We start from the raw sequence: 24,453 nt of genomic DNA on the forward strand, positions 1-24,453 counted from the left end.
ATGAAAAAGGAGGGTATTATGAAAATCAGGTTGCTTGTATGCCTTGTGATTTTATTTAGCGTTGCTACTGTACACTCGAATTCGACATCAGCCCAAGCTCAGACCCCTATACACCTGAAGGTAAATGATCATTACATTTTATACACCTATCCTGCCTCACCTTTTGTGGATGCGAAGGGCAGACTGCTTATACCGCTCCAAGCGGCTGAAGATATACTGGGCGGCAAAGTAACTTATAATGCAGCGAACAAAACGGCTTCTGTTGATTTGCTAGGCCGTAATGTAACGACTACGATCGGATCACCCGAAATATCGGTTAACGGTGAGCCGGTGACAATGGACACAGTCCCCATCATGAAAAGCAACGCGATGTTTTTACCAGTTTCCATTTTGTTGAAAGATACAGATGCGCAGATGGAGTGGGATTCGAAGCGCGGTTTATTGAAGCTAAGACATGATAGCTTTACGGAAAGTCCAATTCTTATGAGGTTCAAGGGACAAGACTTGGCCCAAGTCATTGATGCAAATGCATTTGATCTTACTTCCTTTGACTGGGATCAAAAGCAGGGCGTATTGAATATTCATGCTACGTATAAGAGTGACTTATCGCCCGTTTTCAAGAAAATTGACTTCAATCCTATGATTGTGTATAGCAAAGGGACCTATAGTGTAGATCCTTATTCTAAACCCGGTTCATTTCACAAAGTCAAAATAACCAGCGCAGGTCATTTGGTTTATACAAAAAATATCGGTACAACTAATGCGGATAGTGATTATATAAAATATATTACTTCTGTAGGCAGGCTGATTAACTAACTGCTCAGATTTCTAAAAAATAAAGTTATGAAAAATAAGACAGGGGAGCTATTTCCCCTGTCTTATTTTTCTAACGAGAAGGTCTATTTTTTTAAAGCTCTCTTATTTATAGTAGTTACTCAACTTAGTAGTTGAATGTTGCCAGTGTGCTATTGTTTTCGTTCGAATGAACAACACCTTTTACACGTGATACATTTTTATTTCTAATGTCTGAAATAATATCTTCTTGGATTCTATTCTTTTGGTAGTAGGTTAGACTGTTCCAATCATCTGTTTTAACATAAGCATCCACTGTGACTTCACTAGAGTCGCCCTTTACGCTAAAGTCTATGGAAACATTGTTATATTTACGATCAAAGTCGTTGAGCAAGACCCTTTTGATCTCGCTCAGATCAATTTTGGAGGATAGTTTTTCTATATCCACATTCCCTTTACTATCGGAGTCAAAGGTTGCAAGTTTGTTTCCGTTACTTGAGTTTTTAACGGTTCCTTCAATATCAGCATCTTTAAAGGTCTTTAAAATATCCTCCGAAATATCTTCTAGGTAAGATTTTTGTCTGCTACTCGAAATATCGTTCCATCTACTTTCTGTCAACTCAATAGTCACAGTAATATCGTTTTTATCACCTTTCAGAGTAATATCTGCATTGGCGTTATTTGTGTCGCGATAGTCTCTGTTCAATTGACGTTCAAGATCTTTCAAAGTATCGGTGCTACTTTTGCTAGCTGTATCTTTCAGCGTCTGATTGTCTTTTTGCAACTGAGCAATGGTAGCGTCTTTCGTCGTGTTCGCTGCTTTGGCTGTGTTCAGTTCCTGAGTCAGCGTCGTAATCTGGTTGTTCAGTGCTGTAACCGTAGACTGATCAATAGGAACGCCGTTATCAGCAATGACTACGCGTTTGTTTGTGCCATCCCATGTTACTTTTTTATCCAAAGCTGTACCTGCCAGCTTCAGCGGGATATACGTCACGCCATCCAGCAGAAATGGTTCTGTTTTAGCATCCGAGGCAACCTCGGTTCCGTTATAGATAATTTTAATATTGTTATATACTGCTTGGATCGGCTTAGTTACTTGTGCAGCATATGTAGATTGGCTGAACAGAGCCCCGGAGATGGCCAAGGCCGACACGGCAGTGATGATGACAGGTTTCTTCATGGACTTCAATGATTTCATTCGTTGGTCTACCCCTTTATTTAAGAATTATAGCTTGATACATAGACTAGAGTAACATTAATACATACAAAATCCAACAGGTTGGAAGGGTTGTTATTGGTTGTGCTTATATTAGTTAGACGCAAAAGCGACTGTAAAAGTTGCCCTGTTTGCGTAAATATTTTTCCAAAAGTAACCGAACAAAATAAAACAAGTCCGCTGTACAAGACAGCGAGACTTGTTTGGAGTACAGTGCGTTAGGGTATCAAAAGTTGGATTACTTGTGGTCCTTCAGTTTGCCTGCTGTTTCCTGAAGATGACCTTTGGCTTTATCCAATTTACCTTCAGCTTGAAGGGACTTATTATCCGTGGCGTTCCCGATTTGGTCCTTGATTTCGCCTTTAGCTTTATTGACATTACCTTTGATTTTATCGCTAATTCCGTTATCCTTCATGGTATAGCCCTCCTCATATAATCAAACTTTCATTCAGCATGCTGTAGTTAGTCATTACCCGAGCGGGGGTAATACGAAACGTGAGGCTGTAGATCACAGACAGGGGCATAATGTTGGAGACAGGGTCAATTAGATCGTGAAATAAGGGGTGAGCGTGTGCTCAAAATTTTATTGTTTATTCTCGTTATTCAACTTATTTATGTATCGGCCTACACACTGCGCATGATTTTGACGCTGAAAGGACAGAAGTACATTGCTGCACTCATCAGCACCGTGGAAGTTACAGTTTATGTGTTGGGCTTGAATGTCGTGCTTAAGTATCTGGATCAAGTGGCAAGTCTTGCGGTATACGCTATAGGCTACGCAGTGGGGATTCTTATTGGAGCGTGGATTGAGGAAAAAATAGCGCTCGGTTATGTCACCGTGAAGGTGATCAGCAATGAGATCAATGGAGGAATTGCCAATGCGCTGCGAGACAAAGGGTACGGCGTTACAGCCTGGCTGGGCAGTGGACGTGATGGAGAACGCCTCGTAATGGAGATTTTGGCCAAGCGTAAAAACCAGAATAAGCTGTATCAGTCTATCCTGGAGCTGGATCCCAAGGCTTTTGTCATTACGGTGGAGCCAAAGCAATTTCATGGTGGTTTCTGGACCAAGGCTATCCGCAAATAAGAATTTTGGTAAAATACGCATATTTTCCGTAGGTTGGAGCATATTAATACCCGCACAGGACGGAATTAACAGTATGCCGACAGGGGATGTTCCCCTATAACAACCAAGGGGGGATATAGATGTACAGACGCCAGGCCCCGGAAATCATTCCAGAGGAAAATACGGCTATTTGGTCGTGTACCAACGAGGGTTGCAACGGATGGATGAGAACGGATTTTACCTTTTTGAGCGAGCCGGCTTGTCCACTTTGCCAAGCCACGATGGGACAGGAAATGCGAATGCTGCCGATTCTCAATCGGACGGGCAATTCCTTTGTCGCCCAGCGCTCTTAATTGAGGGGTAAGCCCGTGATTACGCTGCAAAGTTTATAAACGTCAAAAGCCGCTCAAGCGACATGCTGAGCGGCTTTTGGTTGTGGAATATTCACGGATCATGACCTCTCAAGGGGCTGCACGGAATCACGATATACAATATGACCCTGTACGAGGACTCGACCAAAACGACTGCCGGGATGGCTTATTTTTTTCATTATTGAATCCACCGCCGTACGTGCCATTTGCTCAATGTCTACTCCGACCGTGGTCAGTTGCGGAACAATAAGCGTGGCGTATACATCGTTATCAAAGCCGACCACAGAGCAGTCCTCGGGTACGCGGTATCCCAGACCAATCAGCTGGTGCACCAGATTGTGAGCGACCTGATCGCAGTTGCATACAAAGGCGGTCGGTAGTAGCTGAGGCAGAGCCATTTCAACATAGGACCCTTCGTCGTCCCGGTCGCTGAGTACCCACTCGTTACGGAGGGGCAACCTGTGCTCCAGCAAGGATTTATAGTAGCCGAGGAAACGGTCCTGAATACTGCTGGTGGAATAGATATTTCCCACATAAGCAATATCCCGGTGTCCCTGGGCGATCAAATAATTGGTTAGCTCGTAGGCTCCGTAAAAATTATCCGTCACCACAGAATCGATATCGGCATGCTCATCATAAAAGTCGAGAAACATTTTAGGTTGGTCCATGGTTTGTACCAGCTCAATATATGGCTTGCTCACTTGTCCCAGAAGAATGAAGCCGTCCACCTTACGGTCGTAATAGATACGTGGCAGATTAAGCTGCTCTTCGTCCTCGCGATGGAGGATGTGAAGGATACCGTAGTAGCCGTATGGCTCCAGTGCCCGTGAAATTTGCTGGTAAATATGCAAATAAAACGATTGGCCAGGACCAGTAAAACGTTCAGGGATAACAACACCAATGTTATAGGTGAGCCCCTCTTTCATGGACTTGGCAACGGTATTAAAACGATAACCCATTTCGCCCGCGAGTGTTTTAATACGTTCTTTGAGTTCCTCGCTAACCCCATCCTTGTCATTGAGCGCCTTCGACACGGTCACGCTGCTTATTCCCAGCTTATCTGCAATATCCCGCATCGTTACGTTGCTCTTCATTCCTGTTCCGCCTTCCAATTTTAAAAAGATAAGCATTTTGCCTACATTCAGATAACGATTGCAAAATGCTGGGGTGAATATGAATAGCTTATCCGCTTGTAGAAATTCAATTAGCTTAGCGGTGCAGCTGCTCTGTAAAGATACAAGGATTGGCAGCATAGCTGCCCATAGAACAACGATTAGCCTGCGGGTAACAGTTGTTCTATGGATAGTATACATGGTTCCGCAAGCATGATAAAGCTTACGGCTTAGATCCGCTGGGAAGGACGGTTGCTTGCTTGCAATAGCGCTTCATTGCGATGGATCAGCTCACGGCGGACAGCGGCGCTGCCAAGAGAACGCAATGGGTCGGATGGTGTATTGAAAGTATAGTCCTCCAGACGGGCAATCGTGGTCGTCGCCACGTGGATACGGGTATCACTGGACGCATAGTATATGAAGACTTCATCCCGTTCATTAACGACTGCTCCATTGCAGAAAATAACATTCGAAACATCACCCACGCGTTCCTCATCATAAGGAGCCAGAAAATGCCCGCCAGGCTTGGCAATGACGCGCGTAGGGTCTTCCAGACTGGTGGCAAAGGTATACAGCACATATCGCAGCCCGGCGGCTGTATTGCGTACCCCGTGAGCGATATGAATCCAGCCGCGACTCGTTTTGATCGGAGCAGGACCTTGCCCGTTCTTGACTTCGTATACCGTATGATAGTAGCGCTCGTCAATGACAGTCTCATGTTCAATCACGGGCTGTGTAATATCTTTGCAGAGACCGAACGCGATGCCTCCGCCTGAACCGGTGGAAATAAACCCATCTTGGGGACGAGTATAGAAGGCATATTGACCGTCCACAAATTCGGGGTGCAGGACAACGTTGCGTTGCTGCGGAGACTGGGTAGTGATGTTGGGAAGCCGGGTCCATGTGCGGAGATCACGAGTGCGGACCAGTCCAGCCTGAGCGACAGCGCTGGAGGTATCGTGGGCTGGCGCGTCAGGGTCCTTTTTCTCCGAGCAATAAATACCGTAAATCCAGCCGTCCTCATGCTTCACCAGCCGCATATCGTACATATTGGTTTCATCCGGGTCGATATCATCCCATACTAAGGGAGCGTCAATGAACCGAAACTGATCAATGCCGTTATCGCTCTCTGCCAAGGCAAAAAACGACTTTCGATCCAGTCCCTCGGTGCGTGAAACAAGAATGTATTTTCCTTCATGATAGATCGCTCCAGGATTCAATGCCGCATTCACACCCAGTCGTTCCATGAAAAAGGGGTTGGTTTGTGCATCCAGGTCAAACCGCCAGTGAATGGGAACATGATGGCGTGTGAGCACCGGATAGAGGTAGCGTTCATAGATACCATTGTAAAAGGAGGTTTTAACCTCATTGGGGCGCGTAATCAGTTCTTCTTGCTGCAACAGCAGCTCATTGTATTTGCTATGAATCATTGTTTTTCCATCCTTTCCAGCATTTCAATGCAAAATCGGCTGTTATGATATGGGCACTTCCAAGGACCTGCAATCTCTCTCGCATCAGGCTTACCATCGGCTTGAACTGACCAGAACCATTCGCCTCCGGCGCGCGGATCGATGATATATTGCCGGGTATAGGTCCATAGATTTCGCACAATGTGCAAAAATCGTTCATCCTGTGTCCGCTGAAACGCATTGTAAAAACCAACCATTGCTTCGGCCTGTACCCACCAGATACGTGAAGTGTCTACCCGCTCTCCCTCCCGCTCGTTGATGAGCGATCCGTCTGGCTGAATAGCCCGCTCAGCTACCGCGCCGGCAATATCCAACACCATGTTCACATACTCGGATGGATGATAACCCAGTACATTCATTGCGTCCTCCATCAACCAGCTGGCTTCGATGTCGTGACCATATGAGGTCAGATCGATCAGTGAGCGCCATTCGCGATCGAAGAACACTCCCAAGCGCCGGGCGGAAGCATCGTAAACACGATGGTATAAAATGTCCAGCACGTTCTTCAGTGCATCCCGAACCTCTTCGTTTGGGTAGGCACGTAGCAATTGGGTATACGCTTCCAAAACATGAATATGCGTATTCATGGTAATATGCGCGGTAACTCCATTTTCGCTGAGTAGCTCATTAGGCTGCGCGTTCCACGAACGATCATATTGTTCACCGTATGCCTGTAGAGCAGGATCATACCCCTTTTGTTCCACCAGATGAAACAGTTCCATTGCCAGTGGCAATGCATTCAGGTCATCCGTAGCTCGTGCATATTCTGCCAGCGCATAGATGGCAAATGCCTGCGCATATACATGCTTGCACGTATCCACCGGCTGCCCCGTGTAGTTCACCATCCAGTACATTCCTCCATGTAACGGGTCAAGCAGGTGATCTTGCAGAAATGTAAAGGCATGTCGTGCCGCGTCTGCATAGGCGCGTTCCCCAGTTACACGGGCTGCTGCTGAGAAAGACCAAAGTAGTCGCGCAGTGGCGATGCCACCTTTGTCCGCTTGTTTATGGATGTGCAGATCCACGTCTACCTCTCCATAAAATCCGCCATGCGCTTCATCTTTCAAGCCTAACCAGAATGGGAGTATGTGTTCCTTCCATTCCTGTCTAATTTCGTGTACTAGTGTTTCCAAGAGACAAAGCCTCCTTCGGAAAATTATTTATTAGTTTATCGTTAACCTTACAGAAGTATCATATCTAGGTGTTTATAAACTGTCAACCATGCTAGATTCGTGTTTTTTACAAGAAGAGGACCACGATATTTTACAAAAAAATATTGTAATTGACACAGTAAGCGCTAACATAATAAAATGATTTTGTTAGTTTAACGATAACCTTATTAAAAACAACAGGAGGGGTCGTCTCATGAAGTTGTCCAAGGTTTTGATGTCATTACTATCCGTGCTTTTGATAGCGGGGCTGTTTACTGGCTGTAGCTCAAAGAGGGATACGCCAGCTGTCGGTTCTGATCCGAAGGGTCCGGAAGGGGAAATTACGGTGATCACACAGCGGACAGATATTGTGGATACCGTATTTCAGGATTACGCCAAGGAATTTAACAAACTTTATCCGAACGTGAAGGTCAATTTTCAGGCATTGGCCGATTATGATGGTCAAATTAAAATTCGGATGGGAACCCGGGATTACGGAGATGTGTTGCTGATTCCTGGCAGCATTCCGATTGAGGAGCTTCCTAATTTTTTTGAGCCACTAGGTACTTATGACGAGATGAGAAACAAGTATACCGGCATTGAAGAACGTACAGTGGATGGTAACAGCTACGGTATTCCGATTGCGATGGTTTACTCTGGCGTGATTTATAACAAAAAAGTGTTCAAGGAAGCAGGAATCACACAAATTCCTAAAACACCGGATCAATTCCTGAAAGCGTTACAGCAAATTAAGGACAAAACCAAGGCAGTACCGCTGTTTACGAACTATGCCTCTGGTTGGGCACTGACCCAGTGGGAGTCTAGCCTGGCGACAGTAGCGGGTACGAAGGAATACGTGAATGTGACACAACCGAATTCGGATGATAATTTCACGAAGGGTCAGCCCCACTATGAGCTGTACAAGGTCCTGTACGATGCGGCTAAAAATGGTCTGATTGAAAAAGATCCAACGACTACGGATTGGGAGACCTCCAAGGCGGATCTTGCACAAGGCAAAATCGGTACGATGGTGCTTGGCTCTTGGGCGATTGATCAGATCAAAAGCGTAGCTTCTAACAAGGATGATATCGGTTTTATGCCTTTCCCGACGAATGCCTCCAAGGTACTTGTACCGCTGGCAGGTGACTTTAACCTCGCTATTAACGTAAACAGTGAAAATAAAGAGGCGGCCCGTGCCTGGGTGGATTGGTTTACCGAAAAGTCCAACTATGCCGTAGAGCAGGCAGGCAGCATTAGTCCGCTGAAGGGTGCCGCAATGCCTGCCATTTTGAAGCAGTACGAGAATGAGGGCGTTGCTTTTGAAGCGCTGACTCCGTCTCCGAAGGGGCAGGAAGGAATTGTCGATAAAATCGATAAAATGGGAGAAATCGGCTTGTGGCAGCCTGATTTCAAGAAACGCATTATTGAGGCAGCGGTGGGTAATCGCCCGGAATCGTACGACACCATTATGAAGGATCTCAACGATGCATGGGTGAAGGCGCGTGCTGAAGTGGCAGCCAAGGAAGCAAAATAGCCATCTGAACTGACCATAAGAAGAGATTGACGTGGCAGTTGATGGACGGATAGCCAGGAGGTGCAGCATGTTTAAATTTTCGAATCTCAGCTACTCCAAACAAAGATTAGCGATTATTGTTGCCTTTTCATTTATTCCGCTGGCGCTGCTGGTCACTTTTGCGTACTTGCCGGTGATCAATATGTTTAAATACAGCTTTTCGGACTGGAATGGTTATAGTAAGCGTCTGGAATATGTGGGCTTTGAAAACTATATCAAAATCTTTACCGACCCCGAGTATTTCTCGGTGTTTAAGGTCAGTTTGTATTACTTTGTAGCTACGTTTGTACAGATGGGTTTGGCCCTTTATTTTGCAACCATTCTCAGCTTTCAAACCTGGTTTAAAAATTTCTTTAAAGGCATTTTGTTCTTTCCCTCCCTGATGAACGGGGTGGCGATTGGTTTTATTTTTCTATTCTTTTTTAAGCCAGACGGTACCCTTGATACACTGCTTCAGGCAGTGGGGTTGGGTTCGTATGTCAAGCTGTGGCTGGGTAACCCGGAGATTATTAATATTTCGCTGGCTGGTACGTCGATCTGGAGATACATGGGCTTTAACTTTATTGTGTTTCTAGGTGCGATTTCTTCCATATCCAGTGATCTGTACGAAGCAGCCGATATTGATGGAGCCAACCGCTGGCATCAGTTCCGCTCTATCATTTTGCCGACCATCAAGCGAATTTTGCAGCTGAACCTGATCTTGGCGATTAGTGGCGCGATCAGTGCATTCGATATTCCTTACATTATGACTGGTGGCTCCAACGGCAGTAAGACGTTCGTCATTCAAACGATTGATGTCGCATTCAAATACAGCAAGGTTGGTTTAGCCTCAGCGATGGCGGTTGTTTTGCTGCTGATCGTAATTGCTGTTACGCTGCTTCAGCGGTTGCTGATTCGGGGGGAGGAGGACTAACTATGTATAAGCTGAAAAGAATACTGGCAAACAGCATCAAATACGCCGCGCTATTGCTAGGTGCGTTCATTGCTCTACTGCCCATTGTTGTGATTTTGTTTGCATCTTTGAAGACGAAGGCTGAATATGCGGCAACCAGTCCTCTGACTCCCCCCGTGAACTGGCTGAACTGGGCAAACTACGCCAAGGCCTTTGTGGATGGAAATATGCTAACCGGATTTTTGAACACAGCCTTTATTTTGCTGATTTCCATCATCGGGGCTACGTTGACCGGTTCCATGATCGCGTATATTTTGAATCGCTTTAAATTTAAAGGTAAAAGTCTCATGCTGGGTGCGTTCTTGCTCGCCACGCTTATTCCGGGGGTGACGACACAGGTATCGACATTCCAGATCATTAACAAGCTAGAACTATTTAACACACCTTGGGCAGCCATTTTACTGTATTTGGGAACCGATATAATCGCGGTGTATATTTTCCTTCAGTTTCTGGATTCCATCGCGGTGGCGCTGGATGAGTCAGCCATGCTGGATGGGGCATCCTATCTAACCATCTACTGGCGCATTATTTTGCCGCTGCTGAAGCCTGCCATTGTGACGGTAATCATCATCAAGGGTGTTAATATTTACAATGATTTTTACACTCCGTTCCTGTATATGCCCAAAACAAGCCTTCAGGTGATATCGACGGCACTGTTTAAGTTTAAAGGGCCATACGGTTCGCAATGGGAAGTCATTAGCGCAGGCATCATCATTGCGATTATTCCGACGCTGGTTGCATTTTTATCATTACAAAAGTATATCTATAACGGGTTTGCACAGGGTTCAGTCAAATAGAAAGATCAAAAAAATAAAGTGTTTAGGTGAGAGGAGAGTCAAGTATGAGTAAATTGAATGTGGATTTGGATGTAGGTAACGTACGAATTGTAGGAGACAGCTTGTCGAAAATGCCTTGGCAGGATAAGCCGGAAGGCAGTGAGGCTCCAGTATGGAGGCATACTGAGAATCCGGTCATTGGACGAAATCCGGTGCCTGGCATTGCCCGTATTTTCAACAGTGCCGTAGCTCCGTATGAAGGACGGTTTGTAGGGATATTCCGTGCTGAAACGATTAATGGACGCCCGCATTTGCATCTCGGCTGGAGTGAAGACGGGCTGGCTTGGGACATTGAGACAGAGCGTCTGCATATGGTCGATGAGGAAGGAAATGAATATCAGCCTAATTATGCTTACGATCCGCGTCTGGTTCGAGTGGAAGACACGTATTATATCATCTGGTGTACAGATTTCTATGGTGCAGCGCTGGGAATCGCACAAACGAAGGATTTCAAAAGCTTTGTGCGCTTGGAAAATCCGTTCTTGCCGTTTAATCGCAATGGAGTGCTTTTGCCTCGCAAGCTAAATGGAAACTTTATGTTGCTATCCCGTCCGAGCGACAGTGGTCATACGCCGTTTGGTGATATTTTCCTGAGTGAAAGCCCTGACTTGGTATATTGGGGTAAGCACCGTCATGTAATGAGCAAGGGTGGTCAGGGCTGGTGGCAATCGGTGAAGATTGGTGGCGGACCAGCACCGATTGAGACGACAGAGGGCTGGCTGATGTTCTATCACGGGGTGACAGGCACATGCAATGGACTGGTATACAGCATGGGAGTAGCTGTTCTTGATCTGGATGATCCTTCCAAAGTTAAATATCGTTCCTCCAACTTCGTGTTGACCCCAGAGGAATGGTACGAAGAGCGGGGATTTGTGCCAAATGTGGTGTTCCCGTGTGCTACACTGCATGATGCGGACACCGGAAGAATTGCGATTTATTATGGAGCTGCTGATACGTATGTAGGTATCGCATACACGACAGTATCTGACATTATAAAGTATGTCATCGCAACGGATGAAGTAGTTGCAGATGACCGTGAGTCAGGCCGGATGTAGGAGGAATTTTACATGCCGGAGGATATGTCTTTACAGCAGCTACAGTCATACATGGGAAGTAATCCAAAGCCGCAGGATTTTGACATATACTGGGAACGGGCGCTACAGGAGCTGGAACGACAGTCGCTAGAATATACACTGGAGCCTGCCGATTTTGTCTCTCCGCTGGTGGAGTGTTACCATCTGTATTTTACTGGAGTGGGCGGAGCGAGGGTTCATGGGAAGCTGGCTCGTCCCAAGCATCTTACGGAACAAGGTCCAGCCCTGGCTATGTTTCATGGGTATTCCTGCGACAGTGGCGACTGGTTCGACAAGGTGAGTTATGCAGCACACGGATTCACTGTGCTAGCTATGGACTGCCGAGGGCAAGGTGGGCTGTCTGAGGACAATTTGCAGGTTCAGGGAACGACGGTTCGCGGCCATATTATTCGCGGAATTGACGACCCGGACCCGGATCGGTTGTATTACCGCAACGTATTTTTGGATACGGTACAGACGGTGCGCATTCTAATGTCTATGGAGCAGGTTGACCCTGAACGGATCGGTGCATTTGGCTGCTCCCAAGGCGGGGCGCTGACGGTTGCTTGCGCTGCATTGGAGCCTCGTGTCCGTGTGGCGGTACCGGTATATCCGTTCCTGTCAGATTATAAAAGAGCCTGGGCGTTGGATGCAACGACATCGGCCTATGAGGAACTGGTTTATTATTTTCGCTGGTTTGATCCCAATCATGTACGTGAGAGCGAAGTGTTTCACCGCTTAGGCTACATCGACATTCAACATTTAGCAGACCGTATTCGAGGACGGGTGCTATTCGTGACAGGGCTATCGGATGTGATTTGCCCACCTTCCACACAGTTTGCGGTGTACAATAAAATCGTATCGGACAAGGAATTGCTTGTGTATCACGAATACGGTCATGAGTATTTACCCTATCTGTCAGATCGTGCCATGAGCGAATTTTTGCGGCTGTAGGGGTTGAACTTAACCAGAGGCTCCTTTATAGTAATAGCTATAACCTTCGCGAAGCGTAATAAATGAATGCCCCATTTGTATAACCTCAATAATATGGTTTGAGGGTCTCTACCAGGAACCGATAAATCCTGATTACAAAAAGTGTACGTCTTGTACATTTCTTGTGGTCAGGATTTTTTTGCGTGATGCGAGGGATTTACATGATAGCAAAGGAGCTAATGTAATGAACTTCAAAGTAGTTATTTTAACCATTGCGACCTTTACGGTAGGTCTGGTGGAGTTGATTATCGGTGGCGTGCTGCCCCAGATTGCACAGGATTTGAATGTCTCTGTAAGCACGGCAGGACAGCTTATCATGATCTATGCGCTTGTGTACGCTATTGCCGGGCCGACTTTGTTGGCGTTGACCGCCAAAATCGAACGAAAGCGACTGTATTTGTGGTCGATGTTTATCTTTATTCTGGGAAGTCTGCTGGCTTTCTGGAGTCCGAACTATGCTGTGTTGTTTATATCTCGTATCATTACTGCAGCCAGTGGATCATTGATCGTGACATTGTCACTAACCATTGCGGTTAAAGTGGTGTCCAAAGCTTATCAAGCCCGCGTTCTCGGTGTAATCTCCATGGGGGTCAGTTCCTCCATTGTGCTAGGCATTCCAGCCGGGGTGCTGATTGGAAATGCGCTTGGCTGGCGGGTGCTATTCCTGATCATTGCCTTGTTGACCGTAGTTTCTATGATCATTATGCACTTGTTTATGGAGCGGATTCCAACAGAGCATGTTGTGCCTATGCGTGAGCAGTTGAAGTCCTTGAAAAATGTTAAAGTAATCAGCGCCCATCTGGTAACAACGCTGACACTGGCGGGACACTACACGTTATATGCTTATTTCACTCCGTTTTTGGAAAACCTGATGGGCTTGAACGCCTCGTGGGTGAGTGTGGCCTATTTTGTCTTTGGGCTGGCGGCAGTGAGTGGAGGTTTTATTGGCGGCTCTTTGGCAGACCGATTCGGCACAGCGAAAAGCATTCTCATCGTCGTGGGTGTGTTTATTGCCGTGATGTTCCTGCTGCCGTTCTCGATTCACTCGGTGTATATGTTTGCGCCGCTTCTGATCATCTGGGGGATTCTGAGTTGGGCCTTGTCGCCCCCGATGCAAAGTTATCTTATTGAAAATGCACCCGAATCGGGTAGTATTCAGCAAAGCTTTAATTTCTCCGCACTCCAGGTCGGGATCGCTCTCGGTTCTGCCTTGGGAGGGGTAGTGATTGAGAATAGCGAGTCTGTTGCCACAAACGCTTGGGTAGGCGGGACATTTGTGATTGTTGCTTTTGTCTGCGGCGTTTTTTCGATTACCAGAGCGGGGACATCGCAGACAGTCAGAGGACACCACTCTGTTTCTTAGGTGGGAGGTCATTGTCCTCTTTTATAAAACGAGAAAACATGTTATACTACTTCCAATTATGAAGAAGGGGGTGAGGTAGGTGAATCACGAGATGCTGAACAACCGTATTAGCCAGCTGCCGATTGCTATGGCTGGCATTGTTCATGCTTTTCCATACAACGGGAGAAGTCTGTCCAATTTTAATCATACGGTTGTAAACATCGCGAGAAGACGCCTACCTTAACTCCAACGGATTGCTATATCTTCCGAAGAGTCGCGGGGTTGCTCCTGCGGCTCTTTTTGTGTTACCTGGGTAAGGGTCTTCCTAAATAAAGGAGAGCCTGAACATGTATATTGTAAACGGTCAACAATTGAAAAAATACCACGCTGCCAATCTGATTTTAGATGGAGCAACGTTTGATATCCATAAGGGAGAAAAGGTGGGGCTTATCGGTCGCAACGGAAGCGGCAAAACCACCCTATTACGCCTAATTGCGCGTTTGTCCCGCCCAGATGAAGGGCAGCTCGTCATCGCCAAGGATACGAAAATCGGCTATTTGCCGCAAATCCCGGCAGAGTTTGAAAGCTTCACCGTATACGAAACGCTGGCTTACGCCTATCGTGAACTGAAGGATTGCCGCAATCAGATGACCACACTGGAACGGGAAATGTCAGATCCGGTTGTGGCAGCGAATCCCGAGCTGTTAGAGAAGCTGTTGCAAACGTATGCTTCTCTACAGGAGCGGTTTGAGCGTAACGGCGGCTATGAAATGGATGCCAGTATGGATCAGATAGCGGATGGGCTAGGTATTCCCAAAGCTATGTATACGCGCAACTTCGGGTCACTTTCAGGCGGAGAAAAAACCAAAATAGCGCTGGCATCACAGCTCATTGGACGACCAGATCTACTGTTGCTGGATGAGCCGACCAACCATTTGGATTTGAAAGGATTGGAATGGCTGGAGCAATTTTTGCAGGGCTACGCAGGTGCGTGTGTGGTTATATCCCATGATCGCTATTTTCTGGATCGAGTTGCCGGCAAGATGATCGAACTGGAGGATGGCGAGGCCTTTACGTACTATACGAATTACAGCGGCTACGTTAAGGAGAAGGAAGAACGTCTGCTGCTGCAATTTGAGGATTATAAGGAGCAGCAAAAGCGGATCAAAAAGATGAGAGAGACCATTCGCCGTTTGGAAGAGTGGGGACGCAATGGCGATAATGAAAAGTTTTTCAAAAAGGCAGCCTCAATCCGCAAGGCGCTGGAACGAATGGAGCTGGTGAAGCGACCTGTACTGGACCCTCAAGGTGCGGAGTTTCACCTAAAGTTGGAGGATCGTTCCGGTCGCAGGGTGCTTCAATTCGAGGACATCACCAAAGCCTATGGAGAACGTCAAATATTAAACGGGGCAACAGGCAGCCTGGAATTTGGTGAAAAGGTAGCCTTGCTAGGCGATAACGGTGCAGGCAAAACGACGCTGCTCAAGCTGTTGCTTGGTCAGGAAAGCGCAGATACAGGCACGGTCCAATGGGGCGCGCGCGTCGAGTACGGATATTTGGCGCAACAAGAGAGAGAACGGGATAGCCGGGCAACGGTGCTTGCTTATTTCAAGGAGGAAGCAGGACTGGAAGAAGGCGAGGCGCGCGGGCAGCTGGCGAAGTATTTATTTTACGGCGCCGATGTGTTTAAGCCTGTGAGCATGCTGTCCGGTGGAGAGTGGTCCCGCTTAAGGCTGGCGCTGCTGGTCATGAAAAAGCCGAATTTGCTGGTGCTGGATGAGCCGACTAACCATTTGGACATCGACTCTCGCGAGGCCTTGGAGGAAGCGCTGGACACCTACACGGGAACGGTGCTGGCAATTTCCCATGACCGCTACTTTGTGAACAAGCTGGCTGGGCGCGTGTGGGAGCTGGAGAACGGGAAGCTGTCCTTTTATCTGGGCGGCTTCGATGAATACCGCGCGAAGAAGCGGGAGCTGGAAAACGCTCGCTTGCAACGTGGGACGGATGCAGGGGGACGATCGGCATCTGCAAGTAGAGCCGCATCTGGTGGCGGCTCAGGCTCGGCTCTAGCTACGCATGCTGGCGCAGCGAGCAATGATGCGGGAATGGCTTCGCGGACAGGAGCGACCACCGGAGCCGATGCGAGCCGTGCTCGCTCCGGGTCGGCAGGTCGCTTGGGGGCGCCCGATGCCCGGGGTGGGGCACACGGAGCGAAGCCATCCCACTCGCCCGCTGCGTCCAGCGAGCGCTTGGAGCGGGCGATTGCCGCCAAGGAAGCAGAATTGGCGGCGACAGATGCCGAGCTGGAGCTGCTCGGTACTGGTAGTGACACGGCACGCATGGCGGAGCTGTGGGACGTGCGTGAGCAGCTGCAAGCGGAGCTGGACACGTTGCTCGGCGAGTGGATTGAACTAGAGTAAGTGATAGGCTGGTTGCTGAAGATAGGCAAACGTATATTTTATAAAGGATAGCCCTGAGGTAGTACGCCTACTGAGGGGCTATTTTTGTATGGTAAAGAGAATGAGAGATTGGAAAAAGAATAACCATATATTAAAATAAATTGGTATTAATGATTTTTTATATTTTTATTTTACATATAAAGTAATTCGTTTACATTTCGCAACATATGATACTTTCTAATTTGTGCACGCGATGTTAACCAATATTAAATGGGCTTATCCATATTAATATCATGCCTATCAATTATACGATGGAGGGAACGATATGTCGGACTTCTTGCTGGAGGTCAATCAGGTAACAAAAAAAATGGGGAAAAGAAATTTATTAAATAATATTTCATTCAAGCTTCAGAAAGGGAAGATTTATGGATTCATCGGACCCAATGGAGCGGGCAAAACAACAATGATGCGTATTATGACTGGATTAATGAAGCCAACCAGCGGCTCTGTACAGATAGCTTCATATAATGTACATACGGACCGGGAAAAAGCGCTGTCCAAGGTGGGGGCCATTATTGAATCTCCAGTCTTTTTTGATTATATGACAGGCAGGCAGGTTTTACGTAATTTATCACGGCTGCACTCTGAAATTGCATCCTCAGATCGGGAGGCACATATCGAAGAGTTGCTTACAAAGGTGAGATTAGAAACGCGGGGCGACGACAAGGTAAAAACCTATTCGCTTGGAATGAAGCAAAGACTAGGTATTGCACAGTCCATGCTGGGTACTCCGGAGCTTTTGTTGTTGGATGAACCGTCTAATGGTCTTGATCCCATGGGGATGAGAGAACTGCGTGATATTGTGCTTGGTTTGCGTAACTCGGCCAATTATGCCTTTTTTATCTCCAGTCATCTGCTGGACGAATTGCAACAGATGTGCGATGAACTTATCGTAATTAAAGAGGGCAGGCTAGTTTGGCAGGGGCCTACTGATCAGCTGATAAAGGAAGGCCAACGTCTGGAGGATGCCTTTATGGGGTTAATGGGATTATGAAGCGATTGATACACAGTGAATTCGAACGATTGTGGAAGCGAAAGTGGTTCTGGCTTATGGTTTTATGCACACCTGTGCTAGCCTATTCGACAGGATTATACTATTTGCGTACTCGGAATGTTCCAATAGAGGTGCTACACCAGAATTTTATCGTCACCAGTCTGCAGGAGAATTTATATTTATTTTGCAACAGTGCTGTGGCTGCTTTAGCTGCTGCTGTGTTTACTGAGGAATTTCAAAGTGGACGGCTGCGGCTATTATTCATGCGTCGATTTACCCGTGGTCAGATTTTTTGGAGCAAGCTGCTGGTTTTGAATGTTTCTATCTTACTTCTTCTCATTATATATGCCTTATCCTCACAGGTGATCGCTGAAGTATGGAAATTTTCATATGATTTAAGTGATATAGGTCTGTCTGGAGTTCGATTGCTGCGCATCCTTGAATACTATGGCTGGGCATTTGCTTCTCTATTAGCTATAAGTTCCTTGTATTGCTTTTTTGCTATGTATAGCAAGAGTGTTACATATGCTATTGGTATTTGCATGGTATACAATTTGGCTTCTCTGTTATTTGATCCGCTGTATCTAAAATTGGCATCCTTTGTTTCTCATGTTCCATACCTATATGATGTGGTCACATTTATGATTATTCCATATCTGCAGCATACGGGATTGAATAATTCTTTAATCGGAAGTTTATCTGTGAACGGGGCCATCATTACCGTTGTAAGTGTATATCTTGTCTTGTTTACATGGGGGGCATATCGCCGCTTTGTAGCCGATGATTATTTGTGTTAGGGGGATTGCTTGATGCTGGGAATTTGGCACAGTGAAATGGAACGAATTTGGAAGCGGAAGTCCACTTATTCGTTGTACGTAGCCTATATATTAATAATTGTAGCGATTATATGGAGTTATAAAATGACGGGAACAAAGATCTTCCGTTTTGGTGAAGGAACCATGCTCGTCAACAATTTAAACCTGCCATGGCTGATGATGAGTGAGGTTGCTTTATTTCTAACTCTGGCGATGTTGCCTATCCTGTATGTAGATCAGTTAAGTGGTGATCTTTATTCAGGGGCGTATAGGCTCTACATGTTGCGCCCGTACCGTCGTTTGCAGTTTTGGCTTGCCAAGATGCTCGCACTATCGGTCACGACGGTCATTTTCGTTGGGACAGGTTTGTTTATAAGCGTGATTGCAGGATGGTTTCTTTTCCCGCATAGCTCTACTTTCTTAAAATATGGTGCATCAACACCTTCTACCTCATCTGATGCCATAACCTACATACTCGCATTTTATCTCATACTGTTTATCGTTTGTTTGGTGAAGCTCATGTTGAGCAGTGCCGTATGCTTATTTATATCTCGACCCCTGTTTGCTTATTTATCAATTCTGGTTTTATCTGCATTTCTCTTTAAATTGTCTAGACCGCTCATTATGTTAATGGACCCGTTTCGGGAAATATTACTTGCTCTAAGGGTCCAAAATTCATTTGAATTTTGGGTGTGTACAGGGGGAATGTCGGTGGTGTGCATTATTATTAGTTGTGTACGGTGGCAAAAACGAATTTTTTAACATAGATTTTGCAGTTGACACTATACAATTAGAAAAGATCCAAGCGACCGTTTGAAGGTTAGCTGGATCTTTTTTTATACGAACGGTGTTGGACTTCGTGGCGGTAATTGCTTCCACTGTATCGTTTCTTTTCTGCAAGGGACGGGTATTAATTGTCTAGTCCCGCATAGATTGACATAGGGGAAAAGGAGGTATGAGCATGTGGAATGGGGTCAAAAGACTGTCTGCACTAGCGTCGATTCTGCTGCTAGCGATCATTGTAAGCGCATGCAGTAAGGGCGATGCTTCAGGCAAGGTGCAAATTGAGTTTTTCCAAAACAAGCCGGAGGCCAAGGATTCGTTCGATAAGCTGATCGCTCAATTCAATCAGGAACATCCCGGTATTGAAGTGACACAGGTCAATCCGCCAGAGGCAGAAACGGTGTTATTGACCCGGGTTGTCAAAAACGATGTACCTGACATTGTGGGACTTGGGGCCACGGATACCTACTCCATTTTGGCACAGAGCGGTATTTTTACGGATCTCGCGAATACAGAATTGCCACGTACGGTGGACCCGATTTACCTCAAAATGCTTAAGGATGTGACTGGGGTCGATCCCGTGTATGGAATTCCTTATGCTGCGAATGCGAATGGTGTGATGTATAACAAGACACTTTTTAAGGAAATGGGATTACAGGTGCCCAAAACGTGGGATGAACTGATTGCAACGGCGCAAAAGATCAAGGCTGCTGGTAAAATCCCATTTTATTTTACATATAAAGATGATTGGCAAACGAACCTTCCTTTTAATGCATTGGGTCCGAATTTGGTGGGCATTGATTTTTTTTTGCAACGGCGTGAGAATCAGGTCACCTTTCAGGACAAGTACCGCGAGGTTGCGGAAAAGCAGCTGGAGCTGCTGAAATACGGACATAGTGATAACTTCGGCAAAAACTATGCTGACGGGAACCGTGCTTTCGCTAACGGGCAGGGACTGATGTACATTCAGGGCTCGTGGGCTATATCTGAAATTCGCAAAGCCAACCCGAAAGTGGAACTCGGATTTTTCCCGTTCCCTACAGGGAATGACGCAAAGGCGGTCAAGCTAGTGTCTGGAATAGATACGCTATTAGCTGTTTCGGAAAGCACCCCGCATAAAAAGGAAGCTGAAGAGTTCATTGCCTTCCTATTGAAGCCAGAGAACAGCAAGCAATACATTACGGAACAAACGTTGTTTTCAGCGGTGAAGGGAGTCACACAGGATGACCCGAGTGTGGCAGAGTTGTTGCCGTATTTTAAATCAGGCCGTGTCATTGATTTTGCCGATCATTATATTCCCAAAGCAGTCCAATTGAATTCTATTGTGCAGGCTTTCCTGCAAAATGGAGATATCGACGCCTATCTAGCCAAGCTCGACCGTGAGTGGAATAAGGTAGCTAACCGCCGATAGGGGAGGAGGATGAGACATGAATAAGCGACTGACGACTTTTTACTGGATGACGGTGCCGGCGGTGCTATTGTTTTTTGTATTTTTGACCTTACCTGCCTTGCAGGGTTTTTATTATTCGCTTACCAATTGGAACGGATTCGGGCATCAGTATCACTTTGTCGGATTTAAGAACTATATTAATTTGTTTCAGGACGACAATGTGGGCAATGCTTACTGGTTTACTTTCAAATTTGCGATTGTGGTTACCATTGCGATTAATATTCTCAGCTTGTTGATTGCCATGGGGCTGAACGCTAAAATACGTTTCCGTAATTTCTTTCGAGGAATTTATTTTTTGCCTAATATTTTGAGCGTATTAATTGTAGGTTACATATTTAATTACCTGTTCTCGAACGTGTTTACGATTTGGGGACAAAATCTGGGCATCAGTTCACTATCGACCAACATCTTGGGTAGCGAGCAGTTGGCTTGGGTGGGGGTGGTCATTGTAGCCGTATGGCAGGGCATTGCCTTTAATACGATCCTCTATCTGGCAGGGCTGCAAACAATTCCGACCAGTCTGTATGAGGCATCCAACCTGGACGGTGCAGGTAAATGGCGTGAATTCTGGAGCATTACCTTTCCGTTGATTGCTCCATTTTTTACGATCAATATGGTATTGGCGATGAAAAATTCCCTAATGGTATTCGATCAGATCGTGGCCTTGACGAACGGCGGACCGGGACGGGCCACGCAGTCGATTTCTCATCTGATATACACCGGAGGCTTTAGAGGAGGAGAATTTGCCTATCAGTCAGCTAACTCTGTGATTTACTTTATTGTGATCGCGATCATTTCCATCTTACAGCTGCGATTCCTCCAAAGAAGGGAGATGGATAACTGATGAAAACAAGCAGACGTACCAACTGGCCTGTGCTGATTCTGGTAGCGTTGGGGACAATATTTATCCTGTTTCCCCTCTATATGACGGTGACGATTGCACTCAAAAATCCCGAGCAGATGGCGCATTCCGCCTTTGCCTTTCCGACCGAGCTGCATTGGGAAAATTTTAGTCGTGCAGTGGAAATGACCCATTTTTTCAGTGCTTTTCAGAATAGTGTGATGGTGACAACATCGACGGTCATACTCACTTTGCTCACCAACTCGATGGTTGCTTATGCCATTGCTCGCAATATGCAGCGGCGTTTTTTCAAAGGATTATATTTTTACTTTGTCAGCGCCATGTTTATTCCGTTCCCGATCATCATGCTGCCGATTGTAAAGCTGGCCTCGGGGCTGCATATGACCAATCTGTTGGGCCTCATTGTGCTGCATACGGTGTATGGATTGGCGTTTAATGTCTTCGTGTATGTCGGTTATATTCGGTCGATTCCAGTGGCATTGGAAGAGGCAGCCACGGTAGATGGTGCGACGACATGGGGGACATTTTGGCGTATTATATTTCCGCTGATGGCGCCGATTAGTGCTACAGTGGGGATTCTCACTTGTTTGTCCACATATAATGACTTTTTGCTGCCGCTCATTATTATCAGCGATGCGGAGCAATATACATTGCCGCTCGTCCAGTATGTGTTCCAGGGACAGTTCAATACTGACTTTAATCTGGCCTTTGCCTCGTACTTGATGGCCTTGCTGCCGATGATTATTGTCTATCTGATTGCACAAAAATGGATTATTAATGGTGTTACGCAAGGTTCTGTAAAATAAGATGAGAATACAACAGCTTCAAGCAGCAGGCTGTGCCTTACTAGGCGAATAAAAAGGGGGTTCCTATACTGTGAATCACACAGGTATAGAGAACCCTCCTTTTATAGCATGGTTATTTAGATGCTTGGCTGTTGCTAGTCAGTGGCTGCAAGGGTACGCTCGTCTCTGCTTCAGGTTCGTCCGTTGTATAGTAGAACATATAAATAGAAGCTTCCTTTCCCTTGAAGTTCTTGTAGACATCGACTGCCTTATTATTGCCGTCTCCGGCGAAGTTGGCTGTGATCGGCTTGCCAATCATCCGTTCTTTCCCCAGACCAATATGCGTCTGGTTGATCCCTCCAAAGTGAGTATCCTCACTTTCGGTTTCTACGAATAAATCTGCTCCTTGTTTGTAGTAGGTCCACTTCACAGGATAGCCGCCGATTTGCGTCGTTATCGTCTGCTTTTGCTCAGAAATATCAGTCAAATGCTGCGGCGTTTTGTCATCCGAATGAGTCGTAACCTTGTATTTGCCTGTAAAAGTAATGGGAGTATCTCGGGTAATCGCAAGATGGGCCGGCCGTTCAAAACGGATCGTATTCAGATCGTGGTCCTGATCTGGTGAAGACCAACGATTACCCTCTAACGTTGTGCCGTTCACAGAAAGAAAATATTTTTGATAAGGCAACATGGCGAATTTCTTTTCGCTTCTGATCGTGACACGGATTTGTGTCGGTGTGACAATCATTTGTTCCAGCATGAAATTCGGATTACCGTTCTCCAAGGGGGTATTCAGCACACTTTTAATCGTCCCGCTCTCCATTTTCTTCTTGCTTAGCTGCAGGTCAAAGTTTAGGGGTTCATGTATACTTTTCTCCGTTTGTGCATATTGCAGTTTAAAAGTAGTCTGCCCTTCTGGTATATCCCCTTTAGTAAAATACTGCTGGGCTGTGTATTCTCCGTCCTCACCGGGTGTACCAAATGTCCCTCCAGATTGGGGGTTCACAGGCTTCCCATCTTTGTAGGCAATAATTTGCGGATTGTCCCATTCTTTTGGTATGGAGGAATCGAAGGTAATTGCTGATGACAGCATCAGCTTGTCCTTACCTTGTTCGAATACCTGTACCTTCATATCTTGTAGACCGTTACGATCTAGCCTGAAAGTCTGTTTCTGAGGCGATGTGATATCGAGCGGCAAATCCAATTCCTGAACGCTGGTAAGCTCAATATGATCCACGGTCAGCCGCACGTTTTCTGTTTCTTGCTGCGGTGTCCAATCGCTTTCAAAGTAGCCGTTATAGCGTTGGTTTTTCTCATCCCATTGTTGGAAGCTATACTCCCCTTCACTACTTTTTCCCACAGCATTTTTAAGCGATACCCCTTTGACATTCCAAAACTCGTTGTCTGCGCGTTTTCCAACCTCCAGGCTGTACAGAATTACAGTCCGGTTCTCATCGACAATAGCGGTATGCAACGTCAGCTTTATTCCGTCTTTGGTGACAGACTGTTCTAATGGCTGTCCCAGGTCTTGAGCTAATGCTGTCTCAATTCCACTTCTTCCGTGCAGCAGATTGCCCCAATTATAATGAATGGCAGCATAGACGGGAACGGCAACGAGAAGTGCGCTCAGGGAGGCAGCGATGGCTATTTTGCGCCAATTTCTATGTTGGTGTGGAGTGAATGAATCCGAAACGCCGGTTGGCGTAAGGGCAGTATGGCCTGCCTGTTCCATCCGATTCCACATCTCATCGAAGTTAGGATGCGCCAATTCCGAATCTTCATTTAACTTGCGCTTCAATGCCTTTTCTACGTTGTTCATAGTTCTCTCCTTCCAGCTTGGGAATCTGTGCATCAGCCCCCCGCAGTATTTGCTCCATTAACTTTAGTCCTTTGTGTGTCCTGGATTTGACGGTTCCCAGCGGGATTTCCAGCAGTTTCGATATTTCCGCTAGCGTGAAATCATGCATATAGCGAAGTGTCAGCACAGCACGGATTTTGGCCGGAAGGCGGTTCATGTAAATGGCCCATTCCTCAGCCGACTCGCGTTCCTCCACCTGCCTGTCCACAGGCTTGCCTTCTGTTCCAGTAAAGAGATGGGGATTAGCCGCTACCTTTAAATGCAGGCTTTTTCGGCGTTTAAGATGGTTCAGACAATGATTGACCGTAACTTTCATGATCCAGGCTTTTAGTTGCTCGATATGCTCGCGATTGCTGTGAAACAGAGTAATAAACACTTCCTGCGTTAAATCCTCTGCATCCGAGGCATTATGGACCATGTAATAGCAGGTTCGGTATACATCCCGTTGATATAGATCAAACAACTCTCGATTACTTTGCAATGATGGCTCTCCTTTCT

General features: G+C 46.3%; 24 protein-coding genes and 1 riboswitch. Of the genes, 17 read left to right on the top strand and 7 right to left on the bottom strand.

The features are described 5' to 3' along the window. The first annotated feature begins 18 nt into the window (after positions 1 to 18). A complete protein-coding gene (locus G9G57_RS01390) occupies positions 19 to 816 on the top strand; it encodes a copper amine oxidase N-terminal domain-containing protein (protein ID WP_164964395.1) in 798 nt (265 codons plus the stop codon). A 124-nt stretch (positions 817 to 940) separates the two neighbouring features. Here the strand turns inward: G9G57_RS01390 and G9G57_RS01395 are convergent, their stop codons facing one another. Together G9G57_RS01395 and G9G57_RS01400 are read right to left on the bottom strand one after the other, a co-directional pair. Further along, positions 941 to 1,990: a stalk domain-containing protein gene (locus tag G9G57_RS01395; protein WP_025676705.1), complete on the bottom strand. Its 1,050-nt coding sequence runs from the start codon at positions 1,988 to 1,990 to the stop codon at positions 941 to 943. 256 nt (positions 1,991 to 2,246) lie between these two features. Beyond that, positions 2,247 to 2,423: a CsbD family protein gene (locus G9G57_RS01400; protein WP_013373642.1), complete on the bottom strand. Its 177-nt coding sequence runs from the start codon at positions 2,421 to 2,423 to the stop codon at positions 2,247 to 2,249. A gap of 156 nt (positions 2,424 to 2,579) precedes the next feature. On the opposite strand from G9G57_RS01400, the gene G9G57_RS01405 reads away from it, so the two are divergent. Continuing rightward, on the top strand, positions 2,580 to 3,095 hold the full coding sequence (locus G9G57_RS01405; protein ID WP_013373641.1) for a DUF2179 domain-containing protein: 516 nt from the start codon (positions 2,580 to 2,582) through the stop codon (positions 3,093 to 3,095). Positions 3,096 to 3,214: 119 nt separating this feature from the next. Next, positions 3,215 to 3,427 (top strand): cold-shock protein, encoded by a 213-nt coding sequence (locus G9G57_RS01410; RefSeq protein WP_016822696.1) that lies wholly within the window; start codon positions 3,215 to 3,217, stop codon positions 3,425 to 3,427. 98 nt (positions 3,428 to 3,525) lie between these two features. Here the strand turns inward: G9G57_RS01410 and G9G57_RS01415 are convergent, their stop codons facing one another. The 3 genes from G9G57_RS01415 to G9G57_RS01425 form a co-directional block, all read right to left on the bottom strand. Beyond that, positions 3,526 to 4,539: a substrate-binding domain-containing protein gene (locus tag G9G57_RS01415; RefSeq protein WP_026065364.1), complete on the bottom strand. Its 1,014-nt coding sequence runs from the start codon at positions 4,537 to 4,539 to the stop codon at positions 3,526 to 3,528. A gap of 248 nt (positions 4,540 to 4,787) precedes the next feature. Beyond that, complete coding sequence (locus G9G57_RS01420) at positions 4,788 to 5,987, bottom strand: glycoside hydrolase family 130 protein (protein WP_164964396.1); 1,200 nt, start codon at positions 5,985 to 5,987, stop codon at positions 4,788 to 4,790. Beyond that, positions 5,984 to 7,159 (bottom strand): AGE family epimerase/isomerase, encoded by a 1,176-nt coding sequence (locus tag G9G57_RS01425; RefSeq protein WP_113050058.1) that lies wholly within the window; start codon positions 7,157 to 7,159, stop codon positions 5,984 to 5,986. Before G9G57_RS01425 ends, G9G57_RS01420 begins: the two co-directional genes overlap by 4 nt. A gap of 232 nt (positions 7,160 to 7,391) precedes the next feature. On the opposite strand from G9G57_RS01425, the gene G9G57_RS01430 reads away from it, so the two are divergent. From G9G57_RS01430 to G9G57_RS01495, 14 genes are all read left to right on the top strand, one after another. Beyond that, positions 7,392 to 8,711, top strand: a complete 1,320-nt coding sequence (locus G9G57_RS01430) for an ABC transporter substrate-binding protein (RefSeq protein ID WP_113050057.1) — start codon at positions 7,392 to 7,394, stop codon at positions 8,709 to 8,711. A 67-nt stretch (positions 8,712 to 8,778) separates the two neighbouring features. Beyond that, positions 8,779 to 9,663 (top strand): carbohydrate ABC transporter permease, encoded by an 885-nt coding sequence (locus tag G9G57_RS01435; RefSeq protein WP_013373635.1) that lies wholly within the window; start codon positions 8,779 to 8,781, stop codon positions 9,661 to 9,663. Positions 9,664 to 9,665: 2 nt separating this feature from the next. Beyond that, entirely contained in the window at positions 9,666 to 10,499 is an 834-nt protein-coding gene (locus G9G57_RS01440; protein WP_164964397.1) for a carbohydrate ABC transporter permease, read from the top strand. A 44-nt stretch (positions 10,500 to 10,543) separates the two neighbouring features. After that, positions 10,544 to 11,593 carry a glycoside hydrolase family 130 protein gene (locus G9G57_RS01445; protein ID WP_164964398.1) on the top strand — a complete coding sequence of 350 codons (1,050 nt, stop codon included), beginning with the start codon at positions 10,544 to 10,546 and terminating at the stop codon, positions 11,591 to 11,593. A gap of 12 nt (positions 11,594 to 11,605) precedes the next feature. Further along, positions 11,606 to 12,565 (top strand): acetylxylan esterase, encoded by a 960-nt coding sequence (locus tag G9G57_RS01450; protein WP_025366119.1) that lies wholly within the window; start codon positions 11,606 to 11,608, stop codon positions 12,563 to 12,565. A gap of 55 nt (positions 12,566 to 12,620) precedes the next feature. After that, positions 12,621 to 12,720: riboswitch (purine riboswitch) on the top strand. 68 nt (positions 12,721 to 12,788) lie between these two features. After that, on the top strand, positions 12,789 to 13,967 hold the full coding sequence (locus G9G57_RS01455) for an MFS transporter (protein WP_025366118.1): 1,179 nt from the start codon (positions 12,789 to 12,791) through the stop codon (positions 13,965 to 13,967). A gap of 79 nt (positions 13,968 to 14,046) precedes the next feature. Next, positions 14,047 to 14,190, top strand: a complete 144-nt coding sequence (locus tag G9G57_RS01460) for an RAxF-45 family protein (protein WP_016822706.1) — start codon at positions 14,047 to 14,049, stop codon at positions 14,188 to 14,190. Between the two features lie 103 nt (positions 14,191 to 14,293). Next, entirely contained in the window at positions 14,294 to 16,369 is a 2,076-nt protein-coding gene (gene abc-f / locus G9G57_RS01465; protein WP_164964399.1) for a ribosomal protection-like ABC-F family protein, read from the top strand. A gap of 304 nt (positions 16,370 to 16,673) precedes the next feature. Further along, positions 16,674 to 17,402, top strand: a complete 729-nt coding sequence (locus G9G57_RS01470) for an ABC transporter ATP-binding protein (protein WP_013373628.1) — start codon at positions 16,674 to 16,676, stop codon at positions 17,400 to 17,402. Beyond that, positions 17,399 to 18,199 (top strand): ABC transporter permease, encoded by an 801-nt coding sequence (locus G9G57_RS01475; protein WP_016822708.1) that lies wholly within the window; start codon positions 17,399 to 17,401, stop codon positions 18,197 to 18,199. Before G9G57_RS01470 ends, G9G57_RS01475 begins: the two co-directional genes overlap by 4 nt. A 12-nt stretch (positions 18,200 to 18,211) precedes the next feature. Next, on the top strand, positions 18,212 to 18,979 hold the full coding sequence (locus G9G57_RS01480) for a hypothetical protein (protein ID WP_064961576.1): 768 nt from the start codon (positions 18,212 to 18,214) through the stop codon (positions 18,977 to 18,979). Positions 18,980 to 19,178: 199 nt separating this feature from the next. Beyond that, positions 19,179 to 20,411, top strand: coding sequence for an ABC transporter substrate-binding protein (locus tag G9G57_RS01485; protein WP_164964470.1), 1,233 nt, complete (start codon positions 19,179 to 19,181; stop codon positions 20,409 to 20,411). A gap of 16 nt (positions 20,412 to 20,427) precedes the next feature. Continuing rightward, the gene (locus tag G9G57_RS01490; RefSeq protein ID WP_016822711.1) at positions 20,428 to 21,294 is read left to right on the top strand and encodes a carbohydrate ABC transporter permease; all 867 of its coding nucleotides are present in this window, start codon (positions 20,428 to 20,430) and stop codon (positions 21,292 to 21,294) included. Continuing rightward, positions 21,294 to 22,118 carry a carbohydrate ABC transporter permease gene (locus G9G57_RS01495; RefSeq protein ID WP_016822712.1) on the top strand — a complete coding sequence of 275 codons (825 nt, stop codon included), beginning with the start codon at positions 21,294 to 21,296 and terminating at the stop codon, positions 22,116 to 22,118. Before G9G57_RS01490 ends, G9G57_RS01495 begins: the two co-directional genes overlap by 1 nt. A gap of 112 nt (positions 22,119 to 22,230) precedes the next feature. On the opposite strand, the gene G9G57_RS01500 is transcribed toward G9G57_RS01495, so the two are convergent. After that, positions 22,231 to 23,916 carry a DUF4179 domain-containing protein gene (locus G9G57_RS01500; RefSeq protein WP_045244709.1) on the bottom strand — a complete coding sequence of 562 codons (1,686 nt, stop codon included), beginning with the start codon at positions 23,914 to 23,916 and terminating at the stop codon, positions 22,231 to 22,233. Further along, positions 23,876 to 24,436 (bottom strand): RNA polymerase sigma factor, encoded by a 561-nt coding sequence (locus G9G57_RS01505; RefSeq protein WP_045244708.1) that lies wholly within the window; start codon positions 24,434 to 24,436, stop codon positions 23,876 to 23,878. Before G9G57_RS01505 ends, G9G57_RS01500 begins: the two co-directional genes overlap by 41 nt. Between the last annotated feature and the right edge of the window lie 17 nt (positions 24,437 to 24,453).

It is taken from the genome of Paenibacillus sp. EKM211P (assembly GCF_011066175.1).
Lineage (GTDB): Bacteria > Bacillota > Bacilli > Paenibacillales > Paenibacillaceae > Paenibacillus > Paenibacillus polymyxa.